The organism is Actinoplanes campanulatus (genome assembly GCF_014647795.1).
Taxonomy (GTDB): Bacteria; Actinomycetota; Actinomycetes; order Mycobacteriales; family Micromonosporaceae; genus Actinoplanes; species Actinoplanes campanulatus.
On the sequence record NZ_BMPW01000031.1, the window covers coordinates 22,748 to 45,737 of the forward strand.

The 22,990-nt window shown below is 71.2% G+C and carries 17 protein-coding genes, 1 tRNA gene and 1 riboswitch; of the genes, 10 read left to right on the forward strand and 8 right to left on the reverse strand.

Annotated features, from left to right (window positions below):
* Nucleotides 1-28: 28 nt before the first annotated feature.
* Nucleotides 29-1,309, forward strand: a complete 1,281-nt coding sequence (locus IEZ13_RS40640) for a M48 family metallopeptidase (RefSeq protein WP_183227006.1) — start codon at nt 29-31, stop codon at nt 1,307-1,309.
* A 129-nt stretch (nt 1,310-1,438) separates the two neighbouring features.
* Here the strand turns inward: IEZ13_RS40640 and IEZ13_RS40645 are convergent, their stop codons facing one another.
* The 3 genes from IEZ13_RS40645 to IEZ13_RS40655 all read right to left on the reverse strand — a co-directional run bounded on the left by IEZ13_RS40645 (nt 1,439) and on the right by IEZ13_RS40655 (nt 5,774).
* Nucleotides 1,439-2,896 (reverse strand): calcium-binding protein, encoded by a 1,458-nt coding sequence (locus tag IEZ13_RS40645; protein WP_183227004.1) that lies wholly within the window; start codon nt 2,894-2,896, stop codon nt 1,439-1,441.
* Between the two features lie 11 nt (nt 2,897-2,907).
* Nucleotides 2,908-4,485 carry an integrin alpha gene (locus IEZ13_RS40650; protein WP_183227002.1) on the reverse strand — a complete coding sequence of 526 codons (1,578 nt, stop codon included), beginning with the start codon at nt 4,483-4,485 and terminating at the stop codon, nt 2,908-2,910.
* 188 nt (nt 4,486-4,673) lie between these two features.
* Nucleotides 4,674-5,774, reverse strand: a complete 1,101-nt coding sequence (locus IEZ13_RS40655) for a Gfo/Idh/MocA family protein (protein ID WP_229795662.1) — start codon at nt 5,772-5,774, stop codon at nt 4,674-4,676.
* Nucleotides 5,775-5,836: 62 nt separating this feature from the next.
* On the opposite strand from IEZ13_RS40655, the gene IEZ13_RS40660 reads away from it, so the two are divergent.
* From IEZ13_RS40660 to IEZ13_RS40675, 4 genes are read left to right on the forward strand one after another with little or no spacing between them, the layout of a single operon-like run.
* Entirely contained in the window at nt 5,837-6,052 is a 216-nt protein-coding gene (locus IEZ13_RS40660) for a DUF397 domain-containing protein (protein WP_183226998.1), read from the forward strand.
* Between the two features lie 21 nt (nt 6,053-6,073).
* Entirely contained in the window at nt 6,074-6,478 is a 405-nt protein-coding gene (locus tag IEZ13_RS40665) for a TOBE domain-containing protein (protein ID WP_183226996.1), read from the forward strand.
* The gene (locus tag IEZ13_RS40670) at nt 6,475-7,260 is read left to right on the forward strand and encodes an ABC transporter permease (protein WP_183226994.1); all 786 of its coding nucleotides are present in this window, start codon (nt 6,475-6,477) and stop codon (nt 7,258-7,260) included. The genes IEZ13_RS40665 and IEZ13_RS40670 overlap by 4 nt, the downstream gene beginning before the upstream one ends.
* Nucleotides 7,257-8,300, forward strand: a complete 1,044-nt coding sequence (locus tag IEZ13_RS40675) for an ABC transporter ATP-binding protein (protein ID WP_183226992.1) — start codon at nt 7,257-7,259, stop codon at nt 8,298-8,300. Before IEZ13_RS40670 ends, IEZ13_RS40675 begins: the two co-directional genes overlap by 4 nt.
* 3 nt (nt 8,301-8,303) lie before the next feature.
* On the opposite strand, the gene IEZ13_RS40680 is transcribed toward IEZ13_RS40675, so the two are convergent.
* Both IEZ13_RS40680 and IEZ13_RS40685 read right to left on the reverse strand, forming a co-directional pair.
* Nucleotides 8,304-9,398, reverse strand: a complete 1,095-nt coding sequence (locus IEZ13_RS40680) for a DNA glycosylase AlkZ-like family protein (protein ID WP_183226991.1) — start codon at nt 9,396-9,398, stop codon at nt 8,304-8,306.
* 15 nt (nt 9,399-9,413) lie between these two features.
* Nucleotides 9,414-10,019 carry a GNAT family N-acetyltransferase gene (locus tag IEZ13_RS40685; protein ID WP_183226989.1) on the reverse strand — a complete coding sequence of 202 codons (606 nt, stop codon included), beginning with the start codon at nt 10,017-10,019 and terminating at the stop codon, nt 9,414-9,416.
* Nucleotides 10,020-10,139: 120 nt separating this feature from the next.
* Between IEZ13_RS40685 and IEZ13_RS40690 the strand changes: the two genes are divergently transcribed.
* The gene (locus IEZ13_RS40690) at nt 10,140-10,727 is read left to right on the forward strand and encodes a class I SAM-dependent methyltransferase (RefSeq protein ID WP_183226987.1); all 588 of its coding nucleotides are present in this window, start codon (nt 10,140-10,142) and stop codon (nt 10,725-10,727) included.
* 770 nt (nt 10,728-11,497) lie between these two features.
* On the forward strand, nt 11,498-11,653 hold the full coding sequence (locus IEZ13_RS47185; RefSeq protein WP_221246302.1) for a hypothetical protein: 156 nt from the start codon (nt 11,498-11,500) through the stop codon (nt 11,651-11,653).
* Nucleotides 11,654-11,799: 146 nt separating this feature from the next.
* Here IEZ13_RS47185 and IEZ13_RS40695 read toward each other — a convergent pair whose 3' ends face one another.
* Nucleotides 11,800-13,026, reverse strand: a complete 1,227-nt coding sequence (locus IEZ13_RS40695; protein ID WP_183226985.1) for a saccharopine dehydrogenase family protein — start codon at nt 13,024-13,026, stop codon at nt 11,800-11,802.
* A 299-nt stretch (nt 13,027-13,325) separates the two neighbouring features.
* A riboswitch (cyclic di-AMP (ydaO/yuaA leader) is annotated at nt 13,326-13,475 on the forward strand.
* Between IEZ13_RS40695 and IEZ13_RS40700 the strand changes: the two genes are divergently transcribed.
* Nucleotides 13,475-14,038, forward strand: coding sequence for a LysM peptidoglycan-binding domain-containing protein (locus IEZ13_RS40700; protein ID WP_183226983.1), 564 nt, complete (start codon nt 13,475-13,477; stop codon nt 14,036-14,038). Its footprint overlaps the riboswitch before it by 1 nt.
* A gap of 3 nt (nt 14,039-14,041) precedes the next feature.
* Here IEZ13_RS40700 and IEZ13_RS40705 read toward each other — a convergent pair.
* Both IEZ13_RS40705 and katG read right to left on the reverse strand, forming a co-directional pair.
* Nucleotides 14,042-14,114, reverse strand: a tRNA-Arg gene (locus IEZ13_RS40705).
* A 76-nt stretch (nt 14,115-14,190) separates the two neighbouring features.
* Entirely contained in the window at nt 14,191-16,413 is a 2,223-nt protein-coding gene (gene katG, locus IEZ13_RS40710; RefSeq protein WP_183226981.1) for a catalase/peroxidase HPI, read from the reverse strand.
* 338 nt (nt 16,414-16,751) lie between these two features.
* Here katG and IEZ13_RS40715 point away from each other — a divergent pair, with 338 nt between their 5' ends.
* Together IEZ13_RS40715 and IEZ13_RS40720 are read left to right on the forward strand one after the other, a co-directional pair.
* Nucleotides 16,752-21,596, forward strand: a complete 4,845-nt coding sequence (locus tag IEZ13_RS40715) for an ExeM/NucH family extracellular endonuclease (RefSeq protein WP_183226979.1) — start codon at nt 16,752-16,754, stop codon at nt 21,594-21,596.
* An 80-nt stretch (nt 21,597-21,676) separates the two neighbouring features.
* On the forward strand, nt 21,677-22,900 hold the full coding sequence (locus IEZ13_RS40720; RefSeq protein WP_229795664.1) for a vanadium-dependent haloperoxidase: 1,224 nt from the start codon (nt 21,677-21,679) through the stop codon (nt 22,898-22,900).
* The last annotated feature ends 90 nt before the right edge of the window (nt 22,901-22,990 follow it).

A 22,990-nucleotide genomic window follows, 5' to 3' on the forward strand; every position in this document is an offset into this window, starting at 1 on the left:
GTCGGGGTGGGCACTCAAGATCATCTTTGTGTCTATCACGACGGCCGATGCCTGTCCGCGGTGTGCCGGGACGCTGACCACACTGCCTGAACAGGAGCCGTGGTGCGGCGCCTGTGAGTGGAATCTGGACGCCTTCCCGCCGGTCGAGGACGCCGGCTGGTACACGCGGCGGATCATCGAGCGCGACCGGCGGGCCGGGTTCCGGGCGCACCGGGAACTCGTCACCGCGGAACTCGACGGGAACGGCGGGCGTACGGCGTACCGAATCCTGTTGTTGATCTCGGGTTTGGTCGTGCTCGGCGACCTGGTCCTCGCCGGGTACGGCCTCTGGCTGGTGATCTGGGGCGATCCGTTGTTCCCCAAGATGTTCGGGCTGATGCTGGCCGGTCTCGCCTGGGTGCTCCGTCCGAGGATCGGCAGTTTCAAGCGCTTCCTGAGCGAGGACACCTACCTCGTGGAGCGGACCGACGCCCCGGTCCTGCACCGGCTGATCGAGTTGATCGCGGCGGAGATCGGCGCTCCGGTGCCGGACCGGTTGATGATCGACTATCGCGGGAACGCGGGTGTGGCGGTCGTCGGGTTCCGGCGCACCAGCGTGCTGACCCTGGGGCTGCCGCTGCTGGTGGCGCTACGGCCGCAGGAACTGGTGGCGCTGATCGGCCACGAGCTCGGACATCTCAAGCACGAGGACAGCACCCGGACGCTGCTCATCCAGCCCGCCACGACCACCTTCGGCCGGCTCGCCGAGATGGTCCGCCCGCCCGCCGAGGAGGACGTCGTGGGAGCGGGCGATCCCGCCATCGTCGTGTACCGGCTCTGGCAGGCGGTCGGCGGCTCACTCGCGCTGATCCTCGCGGCGGCGCACACCCGGATCGGGGTGGTCGCCGCCGACGGGAACCGCCGAGTGGAGCTGCGCGCCGACGCGATGGCCGCCCGGGCCGCCGGATCCGAGGCCGCACTGTCGATTCTGGACGCGCTCACGCAGATGGGGATGTTCTTCGAGCACATCCAGCCGTGGGTCCCGAAGGGTGAGGCCGGGCCGACGTGGCGGCGGCTGATCCACGCGGTCCGGGAACGGGAACAGCCGGACGGTCCGGCCCGGCGGCAACTCACCGCCCGGACCGAGGCCACCCTGCTTGCCAGTCATCCGCCGGCCGGGCGCCGGTACCAGTGGCTGGCGGCGCGGCCGCCGCAGCCGGCCCACCTGGTGGTGGACGCGGCCACGGCGGCCCGCCTGGATTCCGAGATCGACCGGTACGCGGAGGCGCTGCACCGCGCGATGAGCGACCATCCGATGTTCTGGAACTAGCCGGCGATGTCGGAGCCGTAACCCCCGCCGAGATCGCCCAGGAAGCGGCCGTTGGTCACCGTGGCGTTGCCCAGGCCCTGGTAGCCGCCGAGGAAGCGGGTGATGGTTCCCGAGCCGTAGCCCGGGTGGTCATTCGCAGTTCACCTGATCCCCGGTGCCGTAGTTGTACTCGTGCCGGCACGAGTCCACGCCGTCGCCGCCGTCGAGGGTGTAGCGGCTGTAGGTCTCGAAGCCGCCGCCGTACAGGGTGTCGTCGCCGGCCTCGCCGTAGACCTTGTCGACGCCGGTCTTGGAGCCGTCGTCGGCGTGCAGTTCGTCGTTGCCGCCGCCGCCGCGGATCACGTCCGCGCCGGTCGAGCCGTTGATGACGTTGGCGCCGCCGTTGCCGGTCAGCACGTCGTCGGCCCAGCCGCCGTACAGGTTCTCGACGTCGGATCCGATGCTGTCCTTCTCGCCGCTGGAGCCGTCGTCGCCGCTCTGCCCGTCGAGGTCGGCGATCACCCGGACCAGCCGGTCGCCGTACGAGACGGTGTCCCTGCCGGCGCCGCCGGACAGCTGGTCGTTGCCGAAGTCGGCGGTGAGGTTGTCGTCGCCGTCGCCGCCGAACAGCCGGTCGTTGCCGTCGCCGCCGACCAGGTAGTCGTCGCCGCCCAGACCGTGCAGGGTGTCGTTGCCCTCGCCGCCGTCCAGCCAGTTGGGGCTCCCGTTGGCGGCCAGCCAGTCGTTGCCGTTGCCGCCGCGGAGACCTTCGACGTCCGTACCGATGGAGTCGCCCTCGCCGGCCTGGCCGTCGTCGCCGGACTGCCCGTCGGCGTCGGCCGCGACCGCCCGGCTGCGGGCCATGTATTCGACCGCGTCGCTGCCGGGGCCGCCGTGGATGACCTCCCGGGCCGTGCCGTTCCAGCCGCCCTGGTTGAAGCTGTCGGAGCCCTCGTCGCCGTAGAGGATGTCCCGGCCGGTGCCCTCGTCGAACATGTCGTCGCCGGTGCCACCGCGGACCACGTCGTTGCCGGCGCCCGGGTCGATCCGGTCGTTGCCGGAGTCGCCGTAGATGTAGTCGGTGCTGGGCCCGCCGCGCAGGTCGTCGGCGCCGATGCCGCCGCGGATGACGTTGACGCCGCCGTCCGGGTAGATGTAGTCGTTGCCGCCGTTGCCGTAGATCGTGTCGTTGCCGCTGCCGCCGAACAGGTTCTCGCCGCGCGGCCCGCCGATGATCTTGTTGGTGCCGCTGCCGACCCGGATCCACAGGCCAAGGTCGCTCTGGTTCACGACGGTGTCGTTCTCGTCGTACGTGTGGATCGCCCCGCCGGTGGGCGCCCCCGACGTGGTGCACCGCACCCGCGTCTTGTCGCCGCCCACCCGCTTGCAGCCCGCGCCGGGTTTGATCGTGACCCGGTCGTCGATGGTGACCGTGTTGCCGGACCGCGTGATCGTCACGTAGTTGACCCGGTTGGCGGCCGCGCTGAACTTGATCTGCGTCCGGTTCAGCACCTGCGCGGTGCCGACGGCGGCGGCCGAGGCCGGGCCGGAGATCGTCAGACCGGCGAGAACGACGGCGGTGATGGTGCCGGCCCGTAGCGTCTTCATGGAACTCCTGTTCATCGGGCGATGTACCCGCCGTAGCCGACCCCGTTGGGGTCGAGGAACCGGCCGCTGGTCAGCGTGGCGTTGCCGAGGCCCCGGTAGCCGCCGAGGAAGCGGGTGACGGTTCCCGATCCGTAGCCGGGATGGTCGCCGGCGACCTGCTCGGAGGGGGCGCTCACCAGCGCGTCGATACCGCCGGAGCCGTTCAGGTTGAGCAGCGCGACGTTTGCCCCGAACCGGTCGCCGCGCTCGGCGCCGTCCGGCACCCCGGCCGACGACTGGGTGAGGGTCTGCGACTTGGCGCCGGTCAGGCCCTTGGCCGAACCGCGCAGCAGCACGACGGCGCCCGCGTCGTTGTTCTCCCCGGGCACACCGACCAGCACGTCGGCACGACCGTCGAGGGTGACGTCACCGACCGCGATGCTGTCGCCGAACCGGTCCCCGCCCTCGGCGGCGCCGGCCACCCCCGGGCTGCTCTGGGAGATCGCGATGGCGCCCTTGGCGGAGAGCCCGGTGGTACGCCCCGGCACGGTGACGACCATGCCGCCGTAGACCTCGGAGCCCGCCTGCGCCCCGGACACCCCGCAGACGACCTCGCCGTACCCGTCGCCGGTGGTGTCGCCGATCGCGAGGGCGGCGCCGACCTCCCAGACCCCGAGCTTGCGGACGGTCGTGGCGATCTTGCCGCCGTGGAGCGCGGTGACCTTCTTCAGCGACACACCGGCGGACGTCCCCCAGAACTGGGTGATGGTCCCGCTGCCGTTGTAGTTGCGGTCCGGGCGCTCGCCCGGGGCGCCGACGACCAGTTCCTGGTAGCGGTTCTTGTCGATCCGCCCGATCGCGACGGCGAAGCCGAACTTGTCGCCGGTGCCGGGCGACCCGGGAACCCCGGCGGTGTCCTGGCTGATCCAGCGGGCGCCTCCGGCGGTGAGGCCGCTCGAACCGCCCTTGAGCACGACGGCCGCGCCGGCCTCCGCCCTGTTCCCGATCCGCTTGCGCGGGATGCCGATGGCCAGTTCGTCCCGGCCGTCGCCGGTGATGTCGCCGGCCGCGAGCGAGAAGCCGAACCAGTCACCCTGCACGGAGAGGCCGGGCACGCCAGCGGTGCTCTGGCTGAAATGCTGGGCCCGGTTCGGCTGGAGTCCGCCCGGCCCGCCCGGGATGATCCAGACAGCGCCGGCGACATACCCCATGTTGCGCAGATCGGGCTCGTTGTAGTCGCCGATCGCGAGGTCGTCGTACCGGTCGCCGTTGAAATTGCCGGCGGCCATCGAGTAGCCGAAGCCGCCGCTGGAGCTGCCCGGGATCGCGGTCTTGAGCACGTCGCGATGGGCCGCCGACGAGTAGGCGACGGCCACCCCCACGTTGCTGAATACCGCGACGTCGTCGCGGTTGTCGCCGTCGAAGTCGGCGCGGCTCGTGCCCTTGCCGGTGTAGGGCCTTACGCCGACCGGCGTGCGTTCCAGCACCAGGGTGACGCCGTCCCGGACGGTCTCCGTCACGGTGGGGGATGCGGCTTCGGCGGCGACCGGAGACGTCAGCATTGTGGTGCCGGCGATCGCCGCGACGAGCACGCTGCGCGTGTACCTCATGGGGGTGCTCCTCAGGCTAGGAGCAGCAGATTACCTATCCATGAATCGAAGGGGATCCCCGTTTCCGGGCGCTGTCGATCACGGAACGGCGACGATTCGCGGGCGTCACGACGAACCGGGACCGGATCGTCCGAAATTCCCCAAAAAACCAAGACCATCGAGGGGTACGCCCAGAGCGCACCCGATCCTCAGAGGCCGACCCACCGGCCGGAGGCGGCGGACTCGGTCACCGCGTCGAGGATCTCCGCGGCCGCGATCGCGTCGGCCAGGGTCGCGCCGTGCGGCACCCCCTCGGCGATCGACCGCAGGAACAGCCCCGCCTCGATCACCTTGAGGTCGTCGTACCCCAAAGGGATGCCGGCCCCCGGCTGGAAGTCGCCGTGCGCGCCGTCGCCCGGGCCCACGAAGACGGTCGCGTCGCCGATCCGCAGCTCACCCATCCGCCGGAAGTCCCAGGACAGCACGCCCTCGGTGCCGTGCACGGTGAACCCGTACCGGTTCTGCTCCCCGGCCGCCACCCGGCTGGCCTCCAGCGTGACCCGGGCCCCGGAACGCATCCGCAGCAGCGCCCCGAACCAGTCCTCGTTCTCGACCGGGCCGGGCTCACCCGTACCCCGCTGGTGTCCGGAGGTGGCGCCCGCCGGGCGCGGGCGTTCGGCGATGTGCACAGCCGTGTCGGCGACCAGCGCGGACACCTCACCGAGCAGGTGGCGGATCAGGTCGGCGGCGTGCGAACCCAGGTCGCCGAGCACCCCGTTACCGCCGCGGGCCCGCTCGAACCGCCAGCTCAGTGCGGCGTCCGGGTCGGCCGCGTAGTCGCTGAAGAACCGGAACCGGGCGTGCGTCACCCGGCCGATCCCACCGGCCCGCAGGATCTCCCGGGCCCGGGCGACGGCCGGCGCGTGCCGGTAGTTGAAGCCGACCGCGACCCGCACGTCCCCGGTGATGGCGCGGGCGTCGGCGGCGCCCAGGCCGACCGGCTTCTCGATCCAGAGGTGCCGTCCGGACGCGGCGAACGCGACGCCGATCTCCCGGTGCAGGAAGTTCGGCGCGGTCACGCTGACCGCCGCGATCCGCGGGTCGCCGAGCAGGGCACGCCAGTCCGTGGTGGCGGTGGCGAACCCGTACACCCCGGCAGCCTCGGCGGCCCGGCCCGGCACGTCGTCGGCGACCGCGATCAGCTCCGGCCGGGCCAGCTCCGGATAGTGATGGCCGACCCGCGCCCACGCCCGGGTGTGCGCCCGGCCCATCCAGCCGAACCCGATCACCGCGACGCCGATCGATCCCATCCCGGTCATCGTAGGTGTGGTCCGAGTAGCAGGTCGACGGCTCCGTGCGGTTAGGTGGGAGTGTGGCCGAGAAGACCTATGCCGAGACGTTCGACGCCGATGCCGCCGAGTGGCTGCGCTCCGGCGGTCCGGCCGGGGAGTTCGTGGAGATCTCCCGGCTCCCCGACGGCGGCGCCGCAATGCGCAACTCCACCGACCCGGCCACCATCCTCTTCTTCACCAAGGGCGAGTGGGACGCCTTCACCGGCGGCGTCCACGACGGCGAGTTCGATCTCTGACACGAACTAGAGTGATCGCTCGTGACGGTCTTTCAGATCGGGGAGGCGGCTGACCTGCTCGGGGTCAGCCCGGACACGATGCGCCGCTGGGTGGACGCCGGGCGGCTCGCGGCGGGCCGGGACGAGCACGGCCGCCGGGTGATCGACGGCGTGGAGTTGGCCGCCTTCGTCCGCGCCCAGGCCGCCGAGCCGGACGGCCGCTCCGACGAGTCGTCCGCCCGCAACCGGCTGCGCGGCATCGTGACCGCGGTCGTCAAGGACACCGTGATGGCCCAGGTCGACATCCAGGCCGGCCCGTTCCGGCTGGTGTCGCTGATGAGCCGGGAGGCGGTCGACGAACTCGATCTTCAGGTGGGGTCGATCGCGGTCGCCGTCATCAAGTCGACGACCGTGGTGGTCGAGCGGGCTCCGAAGGGGCGTCATTGAGGACGCGCGTCCCCGTACCCCTGCTCGTTCCCGCGATTTTGGGTCTGCTCTTCCTGATCCTGCCGCTGGTGGGGCTGCTCGCCCGGACGCCGTGGGCCACCCTGTTCGAGCGGCTGACCGAGCCGGGTGTGGTGGCGGCGCTGCGGCTGTCGCTGCTCACCTCGACCGTGGCGACCGTGTTCTGCCTGGCGCTCGGGGTGCCGCTGGCCTGGCTGCTGGCCCGGGTCGAGTTTCCCGGGCGGCGGCTGGTCCGGGCGCTGATCACCGTGCCGCTGGTGCTGCCGCCGGTGGTCGGGGGCATCGCGCTGCTGCTGGCGCTGGGCCGGCGCGGTCTGGTCGGGCAGTGGCTGGACCAGACGTTCGGGATCAGCCTGCCGTTCACCACGGCGGGCGTGGTGGTGGCCGAGTCGTTCGTGGCGCTGCCGTTCCTGGTCATCGCGGTCGAGGGGGCGCTGCGCGGCGCCGACAGCCGGTACGAGGAGGCCGCCGCGACGCTCGGCTCGAACCGCTGGACGACCTTCACCCATGTGACGTTGCCGCTGGTGGCGCCGGGGATCGCGGCCGGGGCGGTGCTCTGCTGGGCGCGGGCGCTGGGGGAGTTCGGCGCCACGATCACCTTCGCCGGGAACTATCCGGGGATCACGCAGACCATGCCGCTCGCGGTCTACCAGACCATGGAGAGCGGTGACCTGGAGGGCGCCGTCGTGCTCAGCCTGATCCTGCTGATCGTCTCGGTCGCCATCCTGGCCGGGCTGCGCGACCGCTGGCTGACCGCGCCATGAGTCTTCTGGACGCGCGTCTCGTCGCCGAGCGCGGCGCTTTCCGGCTGGACATCGGGCTGCGGATCGAGCCGGGCGAGACGGTCGCGCTGCTCGGCCCGAACGGCGCGGGAAAGACCACGGCGCTGCGCGCGCTCGCCGGGCTGACCCCACTCTCCGGCGGTCACCTCACCCTCGGCGGCGAGGATTTACGGGGTACGCCCACCGAGCGCCGCCCAATCGGGGTGGTGTTCCAGGACTACCTGCTGTTCCCGCACCTCAGCGCCCGGGACAACGTGGCGTTCGGCCCGCGCCGGCACGGCCTGGACCGCAGGGCCGCGCACGCCGTGGCGGATCGCTGGCTGGACCGGGTCGGGCTGGCCGAGCACGGTCGCCGCAAGCCCCGGCAGCTCTCCGGCGGGCAGGCGCAGCGGGTGGCGCTGGCCCGGGCGCTGGCCGTCGACCCGGTCCTGCTGCTGCTCGACGAGCCGCTCGCCGCCCTGGACGCCCGGACCCGGCTGGAGACCCGCGGCGAGCTGCGGCGGCACCTGGCCGAGCACCCGGGCGCCACGCTGATCGTCACGCACGATCCGCTGGACGCCCTGGTCCTGGCCGACCGGCTGGTCATCGTCGAGCACGGCCGGGTGGTGCAGGAGGGCGACGCGGCGACCATCACGGCCCGCCCGCGTACCGATTACGTGGCCCGGCTCGTGGGACTCAACCTGTACCGCGGCCGGGGTGGCGGGCACACCGTCGAGCTGTCCGACGGGTTCGTCCTGACCAGCACCGACATCGTGCACGGCGACGCCTTCGTGGCCTTCCCGCCGGCCGCGGTCGCCCTGCACCCGCACCAGCCGGACGGGAGCCCACGCAACACCTGGCCGGCCGTGCTCGCCGACGTCCAGCAGCACGGCGACAGCCTGCGGGTACGCCTGGACGGCCCGATCTCGGTGGCCGCCGACATCACGCCCGCGGCCGCCGCGCAGATGGGTCTCACCCCGGGGCAGGAGCTGTGGGTGGCGGTCAAGGCCGCGGAGACCCGCGCCTACCCCGCCTCCGGATGACGGTCACTCGAAGGTGACCGTGGCGTCGGGAACCCCGCGGCCACGGGCCACGTGGGCGGCCTCCTTCTCGACGACCCGCCGCCGGTCCGCGGACAGCGGCGCGAACACGGTGACCGTCAGATCGACCCGCTTCTGCCCGGCCATCCGGGCCCGCCACACGCCGGCGATCTCCCCGTCCACCAGCAGGGCGCCGGGATTGCCGAGGATGCGCCACACCTCCCTCTGCCGCTCCCGGCCGGGCACCAGCAGGTCCCGGTCACGAGCCTGGAGCAGCGGATCCATGGCGGGTAGCCAGCGCGCCCCGCGTGGCTCCGGCGCCGACTCGAGGAGCCCGGCGGACGCCTCCGGCAGCCACCCCCGGCGCCCCTCCACTCGGACCTCGGCGAGACCGGACGGCCACTCCCGTTTCACCACCGTGGCGGTGGTGCCCAGGTATCTCGCCACCTCGCCCGGCGTCGCCGGACCGAGGAACCGCAGGTAGGTCTCGACCAGCCGGCCGAACCCCTGATTGCCGGACGGCATCGGTGGCCCCTGGGAAATCGGGCCGAGCATCGCGTCCCGCCCCCGGGACAGCACTTCGACGCCACCGGCCAGGCCGGCGTGCTGCCACACATTCGACGCGATGTGCCGCGCCCCGCACGGCCGGCAATCGTAGGTCAGTTCGGCCGGCACCCGGCGGCTCACCTCGGTGCTCGCCTCACCCCGGGGCAGTGGCCCGGTCAGCACCTCGCGGAACGCCTCCGCGGTCACGGTGAACGCCCGCACCCCGAGCCGTGGCGCCTCCGGGATCTGGCCGCTCCGGATCCGGGCGGCCGCGTCCTCGTCACCGACCGGCCACAGCTGCCCGGTCAGCGTCGCCAGGTCGGCGCGGCGATGCCGGTGTGGCGCACCCCGAGCCGCCCAGACGCTGATCAGACGGTCGTCGTCGAGGTCCGCCCCGGTCCGCGCGGCGAACGCCACCCGGGCCGAATCCGGCGTGTAATCCTGCACCCCGAGGTCGAGAACCGGCAGGTCGGCCGGGCGGGCGCCGGAGCGCTCGGTCAGCCCCTGCGCGGCGAGCCGGTAGGCCATTACGCGCGCACGATCGACGTCGATCATCGGCACCCCTCTCGGTCACCGCCGACCGTACCGCCGGGACGCGACGTTCCTCCGGCGATCGTGCTGGGTTCCGGGACGGCCCTCGACGTACTCCCAGGTGTCCAGCACGGTCGGCCCGTACGGTCCGGCCTGCTGGATCGGCGGCTCGGCGGCCGGACGATACCCACAGCGGCGGGCCACCGACGTGCTCGCCGTGTTGCCGCGATCGATCCGCAACAGCAGCCGCCGCAGCCCCAGCGTGTCGAACGCGTACCCGGTGAGCAGCGAGAGCGCGGCCGACGCCAGGCCCCGCCGCCGGTACGGCCGCCCGACCAGATAGCCCAGCTCCGCCTCGTGCAGCTCGGACCGCACGTTGAACAGCAGCACCTCACCGAGCGGCGGCCCACCGTCGGTGGTGATCGCGAGCTGGATCCGGCTGCCGCCGACCCGGCCCTGACGAGCCCGCCGAAGGTACGCGAGCCCGGCCTCCACATCGAACGGCGACGGCATCAGCGTCCAGCGGGCAATGTCCGGTTCGTCCAGCAGAGCGACCAGGTCGTCGAGGTCTTCGGGGCACCATTCGCGCAGCACGACACCGCTACCCGCCAGCCTTAGCGGGTAGGGCAACGGGCTGACGGTCACCCCTGAATCGTGCCCGGTAAGAACACCTTGGGGCTAGTAGCGATCGACATGAACCCCGCGAATAGTTCCTTACCGTCCACCGGTCGGATCACCGATACCGCTCTTGAGGAGGATGGGTGCATGCGCGACGACGACCACTGGGCCCGCTACAACTCCCATCAGGGTGACCGGCCGGTCCGTGAGCAGTGTGCCCGGGCCATGTCTCTGGCCGGGCCGGGCGCCGGCCGGACCGCCACCGACCTCGGCTGCGGCGCCGGCGTGGAGACCTCAGCGTTGCTCGGCGCCGGCTGGCGGGTGGTCGCGGTCGACGGCGAGCCGGGCACGCATGTGCGCCTGTCCCGCGCCGCCGGGGACCGGCAGGAGATGTTGACGGTACGGACGACGCGTTTCCAGGACCTGTCGGAGCTACCGCCCACCGACCTGATCTACGCCGGGTACTCGCTGCCGTTCCAGACCCGTACCTCGTTCGATCGGTTGTGGACGGTGCTCCGCGCCTCTCTGCGCCCCGGCGGCCGGATCGCCGTCGACCTGTTCGGCGACCACGACTCGTGGGCCGGCGACCCGGACATGACGTTCCTCTCCGAGGCCGAGGCGCGGGGTCTCTTCGACGGTCTGGTGATCGAGCACTGGCACGAGCGGGACGAGCCGGGCCCGGCGTTCAGCGGGCCGAAGCACTGGCACGTCTTCGAGGTGATCGCCCGTCTGTAGGTCCGCGTGTCGCTTCCGGTCTCTTTTCCGGTACGCGTGACTTCGCCCCGTCTCGTTTGGATCGTCCCGTCCGTGCGGCGCGAGCTTGCCGTGTGGTCCGGCCTGTGCCGCGCCCGCCGGGCTGAGATCGGTTGGCTGCTCCCTCATGTCTTACCGGTCGCGCGGGGTGGGCGGTCACGGTCTCGCTGGCCAGGTGCCCATCGTGCCGACTCCCGGCCGTCACGCCACTCGCGTCGGGTGGGTGCTCGCCCATGAGGACTGCCGAGGCACACGGAAGTCCCGCCGTCTGTCACTCACCGTGACAGGGGCGATGAAAGTGGAGGATGCGGTGTTTCCCGAGTGTGATTCCTGGTTGCTCCACCGGCGGCGTCACGTCACTCATCCGCACGGTTCCTGCCGGCAACTCCTTGATCAACCCGGCAGTGGCCCCGGCTCGATCGGCTCCCCACGACTACGATCCGGATCATGGGTGATCGCCACGACTGGCGCGATCTTGTGCCCTGACGGCCGCTACACCGGCAATGAAAACCCAACGTCGGCGAACAATAGTCAATCATGAAGCCTGATGTGTGCCTCGACGGCAACCAACACTCAAGATCATGCCAAGGGGCAACGAGGCACCAAGATCCCAAGCCGTGACCGGCTCGCCAGCCCCATCGACTGCCGAGAGCACGTCACCTCGCGGAGCGACCTCGACGCTATCGGCGACCCCGCGGGAAAGGGTCTCGGGAGCAGCACCGATCCATCACACGATTACCGTATCGGTCACGGTGAGTGACTCCCGACGGGTTCCGCGTCCCGTGACCGTCGTCAACCGCGACCAACCACCCACCCGCCGCGACCGGCGGCGCGGCCGGAAGTGGGCACGCCGGCTGCCTGGCGAGCACGGCCGCGACCACTCACCCAGCGTGACCGGCGGCACCTGAGTGGGGTGGCCCACCGATCTCCGCCCGGCGGCCGCGGCACGGGCCTGACCACGACGCGAGCGAGCACCGCACGGACGGAACGATTCAAATAGGGCGAAACGGCGTCACGCGTACCCCAAAGAAGCCTGACCTCGATCGCCGAACGTCTAGAGCCGCTCGGTGGTGATCTCCAGACCGGCCGCGCGGAGGCGGTCGACCAGGGCGTCACCGATCCCGGTCGCGGGGGTGAGCACGCCGCCGGGTGACTCCGGCAGGCGGTCCCGGTCGAGGGCCAGTGCCAGGGCGGACTCACCGAGCATCACGGCGGTCGCCGCGTACCCCGGATCGCCTTTGGCCTTGACCCGCGCGCGATAGCGCGCCCCCGACGAGGTCGTGGTGAAGATGTCCATGGTGAAGTGACCGTTGCGCCGGGCGTTCTCGTCCGGCCCGGTGCCGGGCGCCGGCAGGATCCGGTCCAGCAGGAACCGGGCCGGGGGCAGCGCGAAGCCGATCACCAGGCCGTTCAGCGCACCCTTGACGGCCAGCGCGGCGGCCGGGCCGCTCACCCGCATCGCCTCGCGGTAGCGGAAGCGGGGGCCGTACGCCCAGCCGCGCAGCGCGTTGCTGCGCCGGACCACCCGGGTGTTGTAGGACGCCATCACGAACGGCGCGAGGTGACCGCGCACGCTGGCGTCCACGTCGGAGCCTCGCAGCGTCACCATGTCCGGCTGACGCCCGAGATCGGGTTCGGCCTCCCGGTCCGGGCTCAGCGAGTACGGGCTCGCACCCACCCGGCGCAGGCGACGGTCCTTCTTCATGACGTCGACCTGGTGCCGCATCGAGTCGATGGTGCCGCCGCTGAATCCGCCGCGCATCCGGGTCACGACGAGCGTGGTGTCGGTCAGTTCCCCGGCGTCGTCCGCGCGTACCGCCGCATGCAGGACGTGCACCCCGATGTCGGACGGGATCGAATCGAAGCCGCAGGAGTGCACGATCCGTGCGCCGGTGCGCTGCGCGGTCGCATGGTTCTCGTCGATGCTGTCCCGGGCGAACAGCACCTCACCGGTGAGGTCCACATAGTCGGTGCCGGTGGCGGCGCACGCGCGGGCGAGCGGCCGGCCGTATTTCGCGTACGGGCCGACGGTCGTCAGCACCACACGGGCGCGCCCGGCCATCGTGGTCAGCGCGGGTTCGTCGTCGGCGTCGGCGACCACGATCGGCCAGTCGACGCCGAGGTCACCCGCGACCTTCTCCAGTTTCGCGCGGGAGCGTCCGGCCAGCGCGATCCGGGTGCCGGCCGGCGCGTGTTCGGCCAGGTGACGAGCGGTCAGCACGCCGACGAAACCGGTTGCGCCGTAGACGATGACGTCCAGTTCGCGTTGTGGATCGTTCATGCCGTCACCTCCGCTTCGCTCCGGCGCCGCCATGAATCCAGGACTGAGCTGAATGATTCGCTCGCAAGCTCGCTCATGGCCGCAGATTGTGCACCCTCGGTGCAGAACATGCGAGCCGTCCAGGTGTTCGCGCGGTCGGCGCGCCGAGATCAACCCGTTATACATACAAAAATGATCAAAGACGCTAATTTGTGACCTGGAACAACTCCATCGCCGCTGCTCGGCCATGCCCGCCGGGCGCAGCGGATACGCAGCCCGCCAAGCGGGCACCGTGGCCGGAACGCCGAGTCCTGCCGCTGGTCACGGTCCAGACGAAATCGAACGGCAAGGAGCGGGGGACCCAAGAGTTCCTCGGCGCTGACGCGCCTCGGGGTGAAGCCGCCACACGGCGGCCGGGCACCTCTGCCCGAACCCGACAGCTGACCTCGTAGGCGTGGAGGACAAGCTCATGGTTCAGACCAGGAAACAGTTCCAGCGGGCAGTCGGGCTCGTCGCCGCGAGCCTGGCCGGCGGCGTGGCCCTCGCCGGGCCGGCCGCCCCCGCACAGGCCTCGATCAACTGGGACGCCATCGCCAATTGCGAATCCGGCGGCAACTGGCGCATCAACACCGGAAACGGGTACTACGGCGGTCTACAGTTCAGCGGCAGCACCTGGCGCGCCTACGGCGGTGGCCGGTACGCGAACACCGCGAACCGGGCCAGCAAATCCGAGCAGATCCGCGTCGCCGAGCGGGTGCTCCGGGGCCAGGGGATCAGGGCCTGGCCGCACTGCGGGCCCCGGCACGCCTTCCGGCCGGCCGCGTCCCGCAAGACCCGGGTCGTCCGGTCCTTCGCGCTCCGGTCCTCGACCACCGGCGCCGGCGGCACCTACGTGGTACGCCGCGGCGACACGCTGACTCAGATCGCGGCCCGGAACGACGTCCCAGGAGGCTGGCAGGCCCTCTACCGGGCCAACGCGGGGGTCCTGGACAGCCCGCACCGGCTGCAGGTGGGACAGCGCTTGAAGATCTGAAAGTGGGCCCGGCGCGATTTGAACGCGCGACCTACCGCTTAGGAGGCGGTTGCTCTATCCACTGAGCTACGAGCCCGACGCCCTGAGGGTACCAGCAGGCGGGGCCCGGGTCGGCGCGGCCGACCCGGGCCCCGGAGGGACTGCTACCGGCCTCAGGCCAGGTCGAACCGGTCCAGGTTCATGACCTTGACCCACGCCTCGACGAAGTCGGTGACCAGCTTCTCCTTGGCGTCGTCGCTGCCGTAGACCTCGGCCTGCGCGCGCAGGACCGAGTTCGAGCCGAAGATCAGGTCAGCCCGGGTGGCGGTCCACTTGACCTCGCCGGTCCGGCGGTCGCGACCCTCGAAGGTCTCGCCCTCGGAGTCGGTGGCCGACCAGGTGAGGCCGAAGTCGAGCAGGTTGGCGAAGAAGTCGTTGGTCAGCACGCCCGGCGTCGCGGTGAAGACGCCGTGCTGCGAGCCACCGGTGTTCGCGCCGAGCACCCGCAGGCCGCCGACCAGCACGGTCAGCTCCGGCGCGGTCAGCGTGAGCAGCTGCGCCTTGTCGACCAGCAGTGCCTCGGTGGGGCGGCGGTGGCCCTTCGCGAGGTAGTTGCGGAAACCGTCGTGGGTCGGCTCCAGCACGGCGAACGACTCGGTGTCGGTCTGCTCCTCGGTCGCGTCGGTACGACCCGGGGTGAACGGCACCTCGATGTCGAAACCGCCGTCCTTGGCGGCCTTCTCCACGGCGGCCGTGCCGGCCAGCACGATCAGGTCGGCCAGCGAGATCTTCGTGGCGCCACCGGCCGCGTTGAACTCGGCCCGGATGCCCTCGAGCACGCCCAGCACCTTGCTGAGCTGGGCCGGGTCGTTGGCCTCCCACTGGTTCTGCGGGGCCAGGCGGATCCGGGCGCCGTTCGCGCCACCGCGCTTGTCGGTGCCACGGAACGTCGACGCCGACGCCCACGCGGTCGCGACCAGCTCGGAGACCGACAGGCTGGAGGCGAGGACGGCGGCCTTCAGCGAGGCGACCTCCGCCGCGCTGACCAGCTCGTGGTCCACGGTCGGCAGCGGGTCCTGCCAGATCAGCGGCTCGGACGGGACCTCCGGGCCGAGGTAGCGGGAGATCGGGCCCATGTCACGGTGGGTCAGCTTGAACCAGGCCTTGGCGAAGGCCCGGCCGAACTCCTCCGGGTCGTCGTGGAACCGCTTGGAGATCGGGCCGTAGACCGGGTCGAAGCGGAGCGCCAGGTCCGAGGTCAGCATCCGCGGCTCCTGCCGCTTCGCCGGGTCGAACGCGTGCGGCACCAGGTCGGAGCCGGCGCCGTTCTTCGGGCGCCACTGGTGCGCGCCGGCCGGTGACTGGGTGAGCTCCCACTCGTACGCGAAGAGGATGTGGAAGAACTCGTTGTCCCAGCGGGTCGGGTGGTAGGTCCAGGTGACCTCCAGACCACTGGTGATCGCGTCGGCGCCCACGCCGGTGCCGTAGCTGCTCTTCCAGCCCGTGCCCTGCGCCTCGATCGGGGCGGCCTCCGGCTCCGGGCCGACGTGCTCGGCCGGGCCGGCGCCGTGGGTCTTGCCGAAGGTGTGGCCGCCGGCGATGAGCGCCACGGTCTCCTCGTCGTTCATGCCCATCCGGCCGAACGTGTCGCGGATGTCGCGGGCCGAGGCCAGCGGGTCCGGGTTGCCGTTCGGGCCTTCCGGGTTGACGTAGATCAGGCCCATCTGCACGGCGCCGAACGGCTTGGCCAGATCACGGTCGCCGCTGTACCGGTTGTCACCCAGCCAGGTGTCCTCGGAACCCCAGTTGATGTCCTCGGGCTCCCAGACGTCCGCGCGGCCGCCGCCGAAGCCGAAGGTCTCGAAGCCCATGCTCTCCAGGGCCACGTTGCCGGCCAGGATCATCAGGTCGGCCCACGAGATGTTCTTGCCGTACTTCTTCTTGACCGGCCAGAGCAGCAGGCGGGCCTTGTCCAGGTTGCCGTTGTCCGGCCAGCTGTTCAGCGGGGCGAAGCGCTGCTCGCCGCCGCCCGCGCCGCCGCGGCCGTCGAAGGTCCGGTAGGTGCCGGCGCTGTGCCAGGCCATCCGGATCATGAGCGGGCCGTAGTGACCGAAGTCGGCCGGCCACCAGTCCTGCGACTCGGTCATGATCGCGGTGATGTCCGCCTTCACGGCCGCCAGGTCGAGGCTCTTGAACGCCGCGGCGTAGTCGAAGTCACCGCCCAGCGGGTTGTGCGCCGGCGGGTTGTGGTGCAGGACGCTCAGGTCGAGCTGGTTGGGCCACCAGTCGCGGTTCGTCCGGCCGCCGTGGGAGCCGGAGCCGCCGTGCGCGACCGGGCAGCCTCCCTGGGCGGCCTTGCTCTCGAGTCGTTCCTGGGCGGCGAGTTCGTCTGCCACGAAATCCTCCGGGTAGCGAGCGGTGAGTCGCGACGAGTCTGCCCTGCTTTTCTGGAACGAGTCAAGAAAAGGACGTAGCGTTCCATCTCTCGCGGTGAAGCTCACGTCACCGAGAGTAGTTTTACGAACTCACATAGTGACGGACTGCACGTTCTCTTTGCTGATGCGTGACAGTGGACCCACATTTTCGCGACCGTACAAAAGCGAACAATGAACGACGTGAAAATCCTTCTCCAGGTCTTCCTTGCAATGCCCTACCGTTACCTTCCTGAGAATCTTTCGTCACCAGCGGTACCTACGCTGCGGCGGATCAACTTTCCTTCGGAGGGTCAACCTCGATGCGTTCCTACATACGCAGCGTGGGTGACGCCGGACGGTTCCTCCCAGTCCCGAGAACCCCTGCGGGGTTCCGTGCGCTGGGTGCCGCCGTCCTGGCGACCACGCTCGGTCTCAGCCTTACCGGCCCGGTTTCCGCCGCGACGGACGCGCCGTTCATCAGCGAGATCCACTACGACAACGCGGGCACCGACAGCGGCGAGATGGTTGAGATCGAGGCCCCGGTCGGGTTCGACCTGAGTGGCTGGCAGCTCTACCTCTACAACGGCAGCGGCGGAGGCACGTACTCGCCGACCACCGCGCTCAGCGGGGTCGTTCCGGCCTCCGGCGTGCAGACCTACCCCATCGCCGGCCTCCAGAACGGCGCCCCGGACGGCCTCGCGCTGGTCAAGCCGGACGGCACGGTCGCCGAGTTCCTCAGCTACGAGGGCGTCCTCACCGCCACCAGCGGCCCGGCCGCCGGCCAGGCCAGCGTCGACATCGGAGTGTCCGAGGTGGGCACCGAGCCCGCCGGGCAGTCGCTGCAGAAGATCGACGGCGTCTGGACGGCGTCGGCCACCAGCACCTTCGGCACCCGCAACACGGCCACCCCCGAGGAGCCGGAAGAGCCGGAGGAGCCCGGGACCGGCTGTGCCGTCCCGGTCACCCACACGATCGCCGAGGTGCAGGGCACCGGCGCCGCCACCGGCCTGGCCGGCTCGACCGTCACCGTCGAGGGCGTCGTCACGGCCGACCACCGGACCGGCGGCTACAACGGCGTCTACGTGCAGACGGCCGGCAGCGGCGGGGACCGTCCGGTCACCGCGGGCACCGCGTCCGACGGCATCTTCGTCTACCTGACCTCGAACACCGCGAACCACCCGTCGGTGGCCGTCGGCGACCAGATCCGGGTGACCGGCTCGGTGAGCGAGTACAACGGGCTCACCCAGATCACCATCGCCGCGAAGGCCGACGTGCAGGTCTGCGCCACCGGCGCGACCCTGCCCGCCCCGGTTCCGCTGGCCCTGCCGCTGGACGACGCCGCCCGCGAGTCCGCCGAGGGCATGCTGGTCGCCCCGGTCGGCACCTACTCGGTCTCGGACGTCTACAACACCAACCGGTACGGCGAGATCGTCCTCGCGGCCGGTGGCGCCCCGGCCCGCATCCCGACCGACGCGGCCCGGCCCGGCAGCGACGCCGCGGCCCAGCTCAAGGCCGCCAACAAGGCCGGCCGCGTGCTGCTCGACGACGGCCGGACCACCAACCTGTCCACGGCCGGCGTGGCCCCGCCGTACTTTTCGGCCACCGAGCCGTTGCGGGTCGGCGACACCGTGGAGAAGTTCGGCGCGAGCGTGCTGAGCTACGGCTTCAGCGAGTGGCGTTTCCAGCCGGCCACCCCGGTCGACGCGAGCACCCCGGCGGCCGTCCGCACCTCGTTCAAGGCCACCAACCCGCGGACCGCCGCTCCGGCGAACGTCGGCGGCGACATCAGGGTCGCCAGCTTCAACGTGCTGAACTACTTCGTCCACTTCGGTGGCGAGGCACGTGGCGCGACCGACGCGGCGGCGTTCGCCAAGCAGGAAGCGAAGATCGTCAAGGCGATCACCGCCCTGGACGCCGACGTGGTCGCCCTCATGGAGATCGAGAACTCGGTCCGCTTCGAGGCGACCGAGACCCAGCTCGCGCTGAAGACCCTGGTCGCCGCCCTGAACGAGGCCGATGGCGCGGGCACCTGGGACTACGTCCGGTCGCCGGCCGAGCTGCCGGGCGCGGCCCAGCAGGACTACATCACCAGCGCGATCATCTTCAAGCCCGGTTCGGTGACGCCGAAGGGCGCCTCCCGGTCGGTCAACGACGAGACGGTGTGGGGCAACGCCCGCGAGCCGATCGCGCAGACCTTCACCTCGGGCGCCATCGACTTCACCGTGGTCGCGAACCACTTCAAGTCGAAGAGCGCCTCGGTCACCCCGACCGGTGACAACGTCGACACCGGCGACGGGCAGGGCGCCTACAACGGCGACCGGAAGCGGCAGGCGCAGGCGCTGGCCACCTTCGTCGAGGGCCTCGGCACCGACAAGGTGATCCTGCTCGGTGACTTCAACTCGTACGGCCAGGAGGATCCGCTCCAGGTCCTGTACGACAAGGGCTTCACCGACGCGCACCCCGCGGACAAGTTCTCCTACGTCTTCGGCGGTGAGTCCGGCTCGCTCGACCACGCCCTGGTCACCGACTCGCTGAAGAGCCGCGTCACCGGCGTCGACATCTGGAACATCAACTCCGTCGAGTCGTTCGCCTTCGAGTACGACGGCTACGCGCCGTTCTACGCGGAGAACGCGTACCGCTCCAGCGACCACGACCCGGTGGTCGTCGGCGTGGAGACCGGGCTGACCGGCCCGGTCGACCTCCAGCTGCTGAGCATCAACGACTTCCACGGCCGGCTCGAGTCGCCGTCCACCTCGGGCGGCCAGGCCGTCGGTGGCGCCGCTCAGCTGGTCGGGCTGGTCGACCAGCTGCGGGCCGCGAACCCGAACACCGCGTGGATCTCCAACGGTGACAACATCGGCGCGTCGACCTTCATCTCCGCGATCGACAACGACAACCCGACCATCGACGCCCTGAACGCCGGTGGCCTGGCCGTCTCCGCGGTCGGCAACCACGAGTTCGACAAGGGCCTCGCCGACCTGGTCGGCCGGGTCAGCGACCGGGCGGACTTCCCGCTGCTCGGCGCGAACGTGTACAAGGACGGCAAGCGCGTCCTGCCGGCCTACGACGTGCAGAACCTGGGCGGCGTGAAGGTCGGTTACATCGGTGTCGTCACCGAGCAGACCGCCTCGCTGGTCAGCCCGGCCGGCATCGCCGGCGTCGAGTTCCACGACCCGGTCGCCGAGGCGAACGCCCTCGCCGCGCAGCTCTCCGACGGCGACGAGGCCAACGGCGAGGCCGACGTGCTCGTGCTGCTCGCCCACGAGGGCGCGCCGACCGAGCACATCGGCTCGGCCGAGGCCCTGGCGGCGGACCCGGTGTTCGGCCCGTTCACCCGGGTGAGCGCCGAGATCGACGCCATTTTCAGCGGCCACACCCACCAGCCGTACGCCTTCCAGATCCCGGTCCCGGGCGTGCCCGGCAAGACCCGCCCGGTCGTCCAGGCCGAGGACTACGGCGAAAAGCTGGGCAAGGTCGTCCTGACCTTCGACCCGGCCACCGGTGAGGTCACCGCCTCCACCTCCGAGCTGATCACGGTGGCCGGCTACCCGTCGAACACCGCGGTCGCCGGCATCGTCGCCGCGGCCAAGACGAACGCCACCGAGCTGGGCAAGCAGCAGCTCGGCAAGATCTCCGGCGACATCAAGCGGGCCTACACGGCCGCGGGCGCCGAGGACCGTGGCGCCGAGTCGGTGCTCGGCAACCTGATCGCCGACGTCCAGCTGGACCAGACCACGGACGCCGGCCGTGGCGGCGCGCAGATCGCCTTCATGAACCCGGGTGGCCTGCGGGCCGACCTGCTGTACGGCACCGACGGCACGATCACCTACTCGCAGGCGTTCGCGGTTCAGCCGTTCGCCAACGACGTGGTGACCCAGACCCTCACCGGCGCCCAGATCAAGCAGGTGCTGGAGGAGCAGTGGCAGCCCGCCGGGGCCTCACGTCCGGTGCTGCACCTCGGCTCGTCGAAGGGGCTTACCTACTCCTACGACGTGAACCAGGCGCGCGGCTCGAAGATCATCGCATCGACGCTCAAGCTGAACGGGGTCACCCTCGACCCGAACGGCACCTACCGGGTCACGTCGAACTCGTTCCTCGCCACCGGTGGTGACAACTTCACCACCCTGGGCAAGGGCACGAACAAGGTGACGACCGGCGACAACGACCTCACCATGCTGGTCAACTACTTCGCCGCGCACACGCCGATCACCGCGGACACCACGCCGCGCAGCACGGCGGGCGTCCTGGACGCCACCGCCCCGACGGGCACCTACGCCCTGAACACGGCGGCGCTCTGGCCCGGTCAGACGGTGACGCTGACCGAGACCGCGCTGGACGACGACGTCAGCGACAACGCGAAGATCACCCGGGTGGTGAACTGGGGCGACGGCAGCGCGGCTGAGACCCTGGCGGCCGGCACGACCACGGCGACCCACCGGTACGCCGCGGCCGGCGGCTACCAGGTGACCGTGACCCTCACCGACGAGGTGGGCAACAGCGGCCCGGCGGCCTTCACCGGCGCGTCCACCGTCACCGTGGCGGCGCAGGCCGGCCGGTACACGCTGGACCCGAAGGCGATCTGGGCGTCGCAGTCGGCCACCCTGGGCCTCAGCGGCGTCACCGGCGCCACCGAGATCTCGGTCGACTGGGGCGACGGGGTCACCACCCGCTCCTCGGTGAACAACGCGACCGTGTCGCACGCGTACACCAGGGCCGGTCTGTTCACGGTCAAGGCCACGCCGGTCAACCCGGCGGGCAACGGGACCACGGTGACCGTCGGCAGGATCCTGGTCGCCCAGGACTTCTTCGCCCCGGAGATCCTCCTGAACGAGCCGCGCAACGAGGAGCGGATCTCGTCCTGGCAGACCCTTTCCGGCTCGGCGTACGACCTGGGCATCGGCGTCGCGACCGCGAACGCCAAGCTGGTCCAGGAGCGGTCCGGCAAGTGGTACTACTACGCGGCCGGCACGTGGACCCGGGCGACCTCGGAGCGGGACGCCCAGGCCAGGGCCGCGGTGGTCAGCGCCGCCCCGGACGCCAAGGGCAACTGGAGCATCGCGCTCACCGGCGTCGGCAAGGGCAAGCTGGTGATCAGCTACTGGGCTGAGGACAGGGTCGGCAACGACTCGAAGGTCCGCGTCCACACCGCTCGCATCACCAGGTAACACGAGCAGCGAGAAGGCCCCCGCCGTACGGTGGGGGCCTTCTTGTTTGCGAGGTTTTGTCGATATTTACTATAGAAACGGTGGGTTATTCGACGATTGTCAAGAAAGTCGGCGCGGGGCTGCTCGGCGCCGTCACCGTGACCGCCATCGGCACCGCCGTGCCCGTGGCCGCCGCGCCGGCCACCGATTCCGTGCTGACCTGGTACGACGCCACCGCGGCGGCGATCACCGCCGGTGGAGCCGACACCCAGGTGACCAACGGCCGCACCTGGGCGATCGGCTGGCTGGCCGCGGCCCGGGCACAGAGCGGCTCCCCCGCGAAGGCCTACCAGCGCGCGGCCCTGGCCGGAGCGGTCCACCGGACCCTGATCACTCTGACCCCCACCCAGGCCGCCGCGGCCGACACCGTGCTCGCCGCCGACCTCGCCACCATCCCGGACGGGCCGGCCAAGGACCGGGGGCTCGCCGCCGGCCGGGACGAGGCCGCCGACCTGATCGCCGAGCGGGCCGGGGACGGGCTCGACCCGGCCTCGGTGAACAAGCCGTTCCCGGTGCCGGCCGCCGTGCGCGGCATCTGGCAGCTCACCCCGCCGGCGTACGCCCCGGCCACCCAGTACGGCAACCGGGTGGCCCGCCCGTTCGCCCTGCGCCGCGCCGCCCAGTTCCGTCCGGCCCCGCCCCCGGCGCTCGACTCGGCCCGGTACCGGCGGGACATCGCCGAGGTGAAGGCGTACGGCGCGGCGAACAGCAAGGTCCGCACCCGGGCGCAGACCGCCACCGCCACCTTCTGGCTCGGCTCGTCGTACGTGCTCTACACCCCGATCCTGCGGGCCGCCGTCGAGCAGTCCCGTGGCCCGGTCGCCGAGCGCACCCGGCTCGTCGCCCTGTTCCACGTCGCCTCGGTCGACACCCAGATCGCCACGTCCGACGCCAAGTACGCGTACCGGCTGTGGCGCCCGGTCACCGCGATCCGGGCCGGCGGCGACGCGGAGTGGCTGCCGCTGCACGCCACCCCGGCGCATCCGGACTACCCGAGTGGGCACAACACGTACTCCGGCTCGGCCGAGCAGATCCTGACCGTGCTGTTCGGCCCGAAGGCGCGCGGCGCGTACACCGTCCCGAGCCCCTCGGCGCCCGGTGTGACCCGCACCTACACCGACTGGAAGGTGCCGAGTCTGGAGAACGTGGACGCCCGCGTCTGGTCCGGCATCCACACCCGTTTGGCCGACGAGGCCGGCATCAAGCTCGGTAAGGATGTGGCCGCGAACACCGTCCGCAACGCCCGGACGCTCCTCGCCGGATAACTCTTCCGCTACGGATACGGCTGGCGCCTCGGCGCCAGCCGTATCACGTCAAGTAGCCGGTATTTTGATCACCGGCGAAATGGGAGGATC

What these genes read in the sequence shown, in the direction of transcription:
- IEZ13_RS40675 (WP_183226992.1), top strand. Translation starts at nt 7,257, where the DNA reads ATGAGTCTTCTGGACGCGCGTCTCGTCGCCGAGCGCGGCGCTTTCCGG.
- IEZ13_RS40650 (WP_183227002.1), bottom strand. Translation starts at nt 4,485, where the DNA reads ATGAGGTACACGCGCAGCGTGCTCGTCGCGGCGATCGCCGGCACCACA.
- IEZ13_RS40695 (WP_183226985.1), bottom strand. Translation starts at nt 13,026, where the DNA reads ATGAACGATCCACAACGCGAACTGGACGTCATCGTCTACGGCGCAACC.
- IEZ13_RS40715 (WP_183226979.1), top strand. Translation starts at nt 16,752, where the DNA reads ATGCGTTCCTACATACGCAGCGTGGGTGACGCCGGACGGTTCCTCCCA.
- IEZ13_RS40680 (WP_183226991.1), bottom strand. Translation starts at nt 9,398, where the DNA reads ATGATCGACGTCGATCGTGCGCGCGTAATGGCCTACCGGCTCGCCGCG.
- IEZ13_RS40645 (WP_183227004.1), bottom strand. Translation starts at nt 2,896, where the DNA reads ATGAAGACGCTACGGGCCGGCACCATCACCGCCGTCGTTCTCGCCGGT.
- IEZ13_RS40655 (WP_229795662.1), bottom strand. Translation starts at nt 5,774, where the DNA reads ATGGGATCGATCGGCGTCGCGGTGATCGGGTTCGGCTGGATGGGCCGG.
- IEZ13_RS40690 (WP_183226987.1), top strand. Translation starts at nt 10,140, where the DNA reads ATGCGCGACGACGACCACTGGGCCCGCTACAACTCCCATCAGGGTGAC.
- IEZ13_RS40700 (WP_183226983.1), top strand. Translation starts at nt 13,475, where the DNA reads ATGGTTCAGACCAGGAAACAGTTCCAGCGGGCAGTCGGGCTCGTCGCC.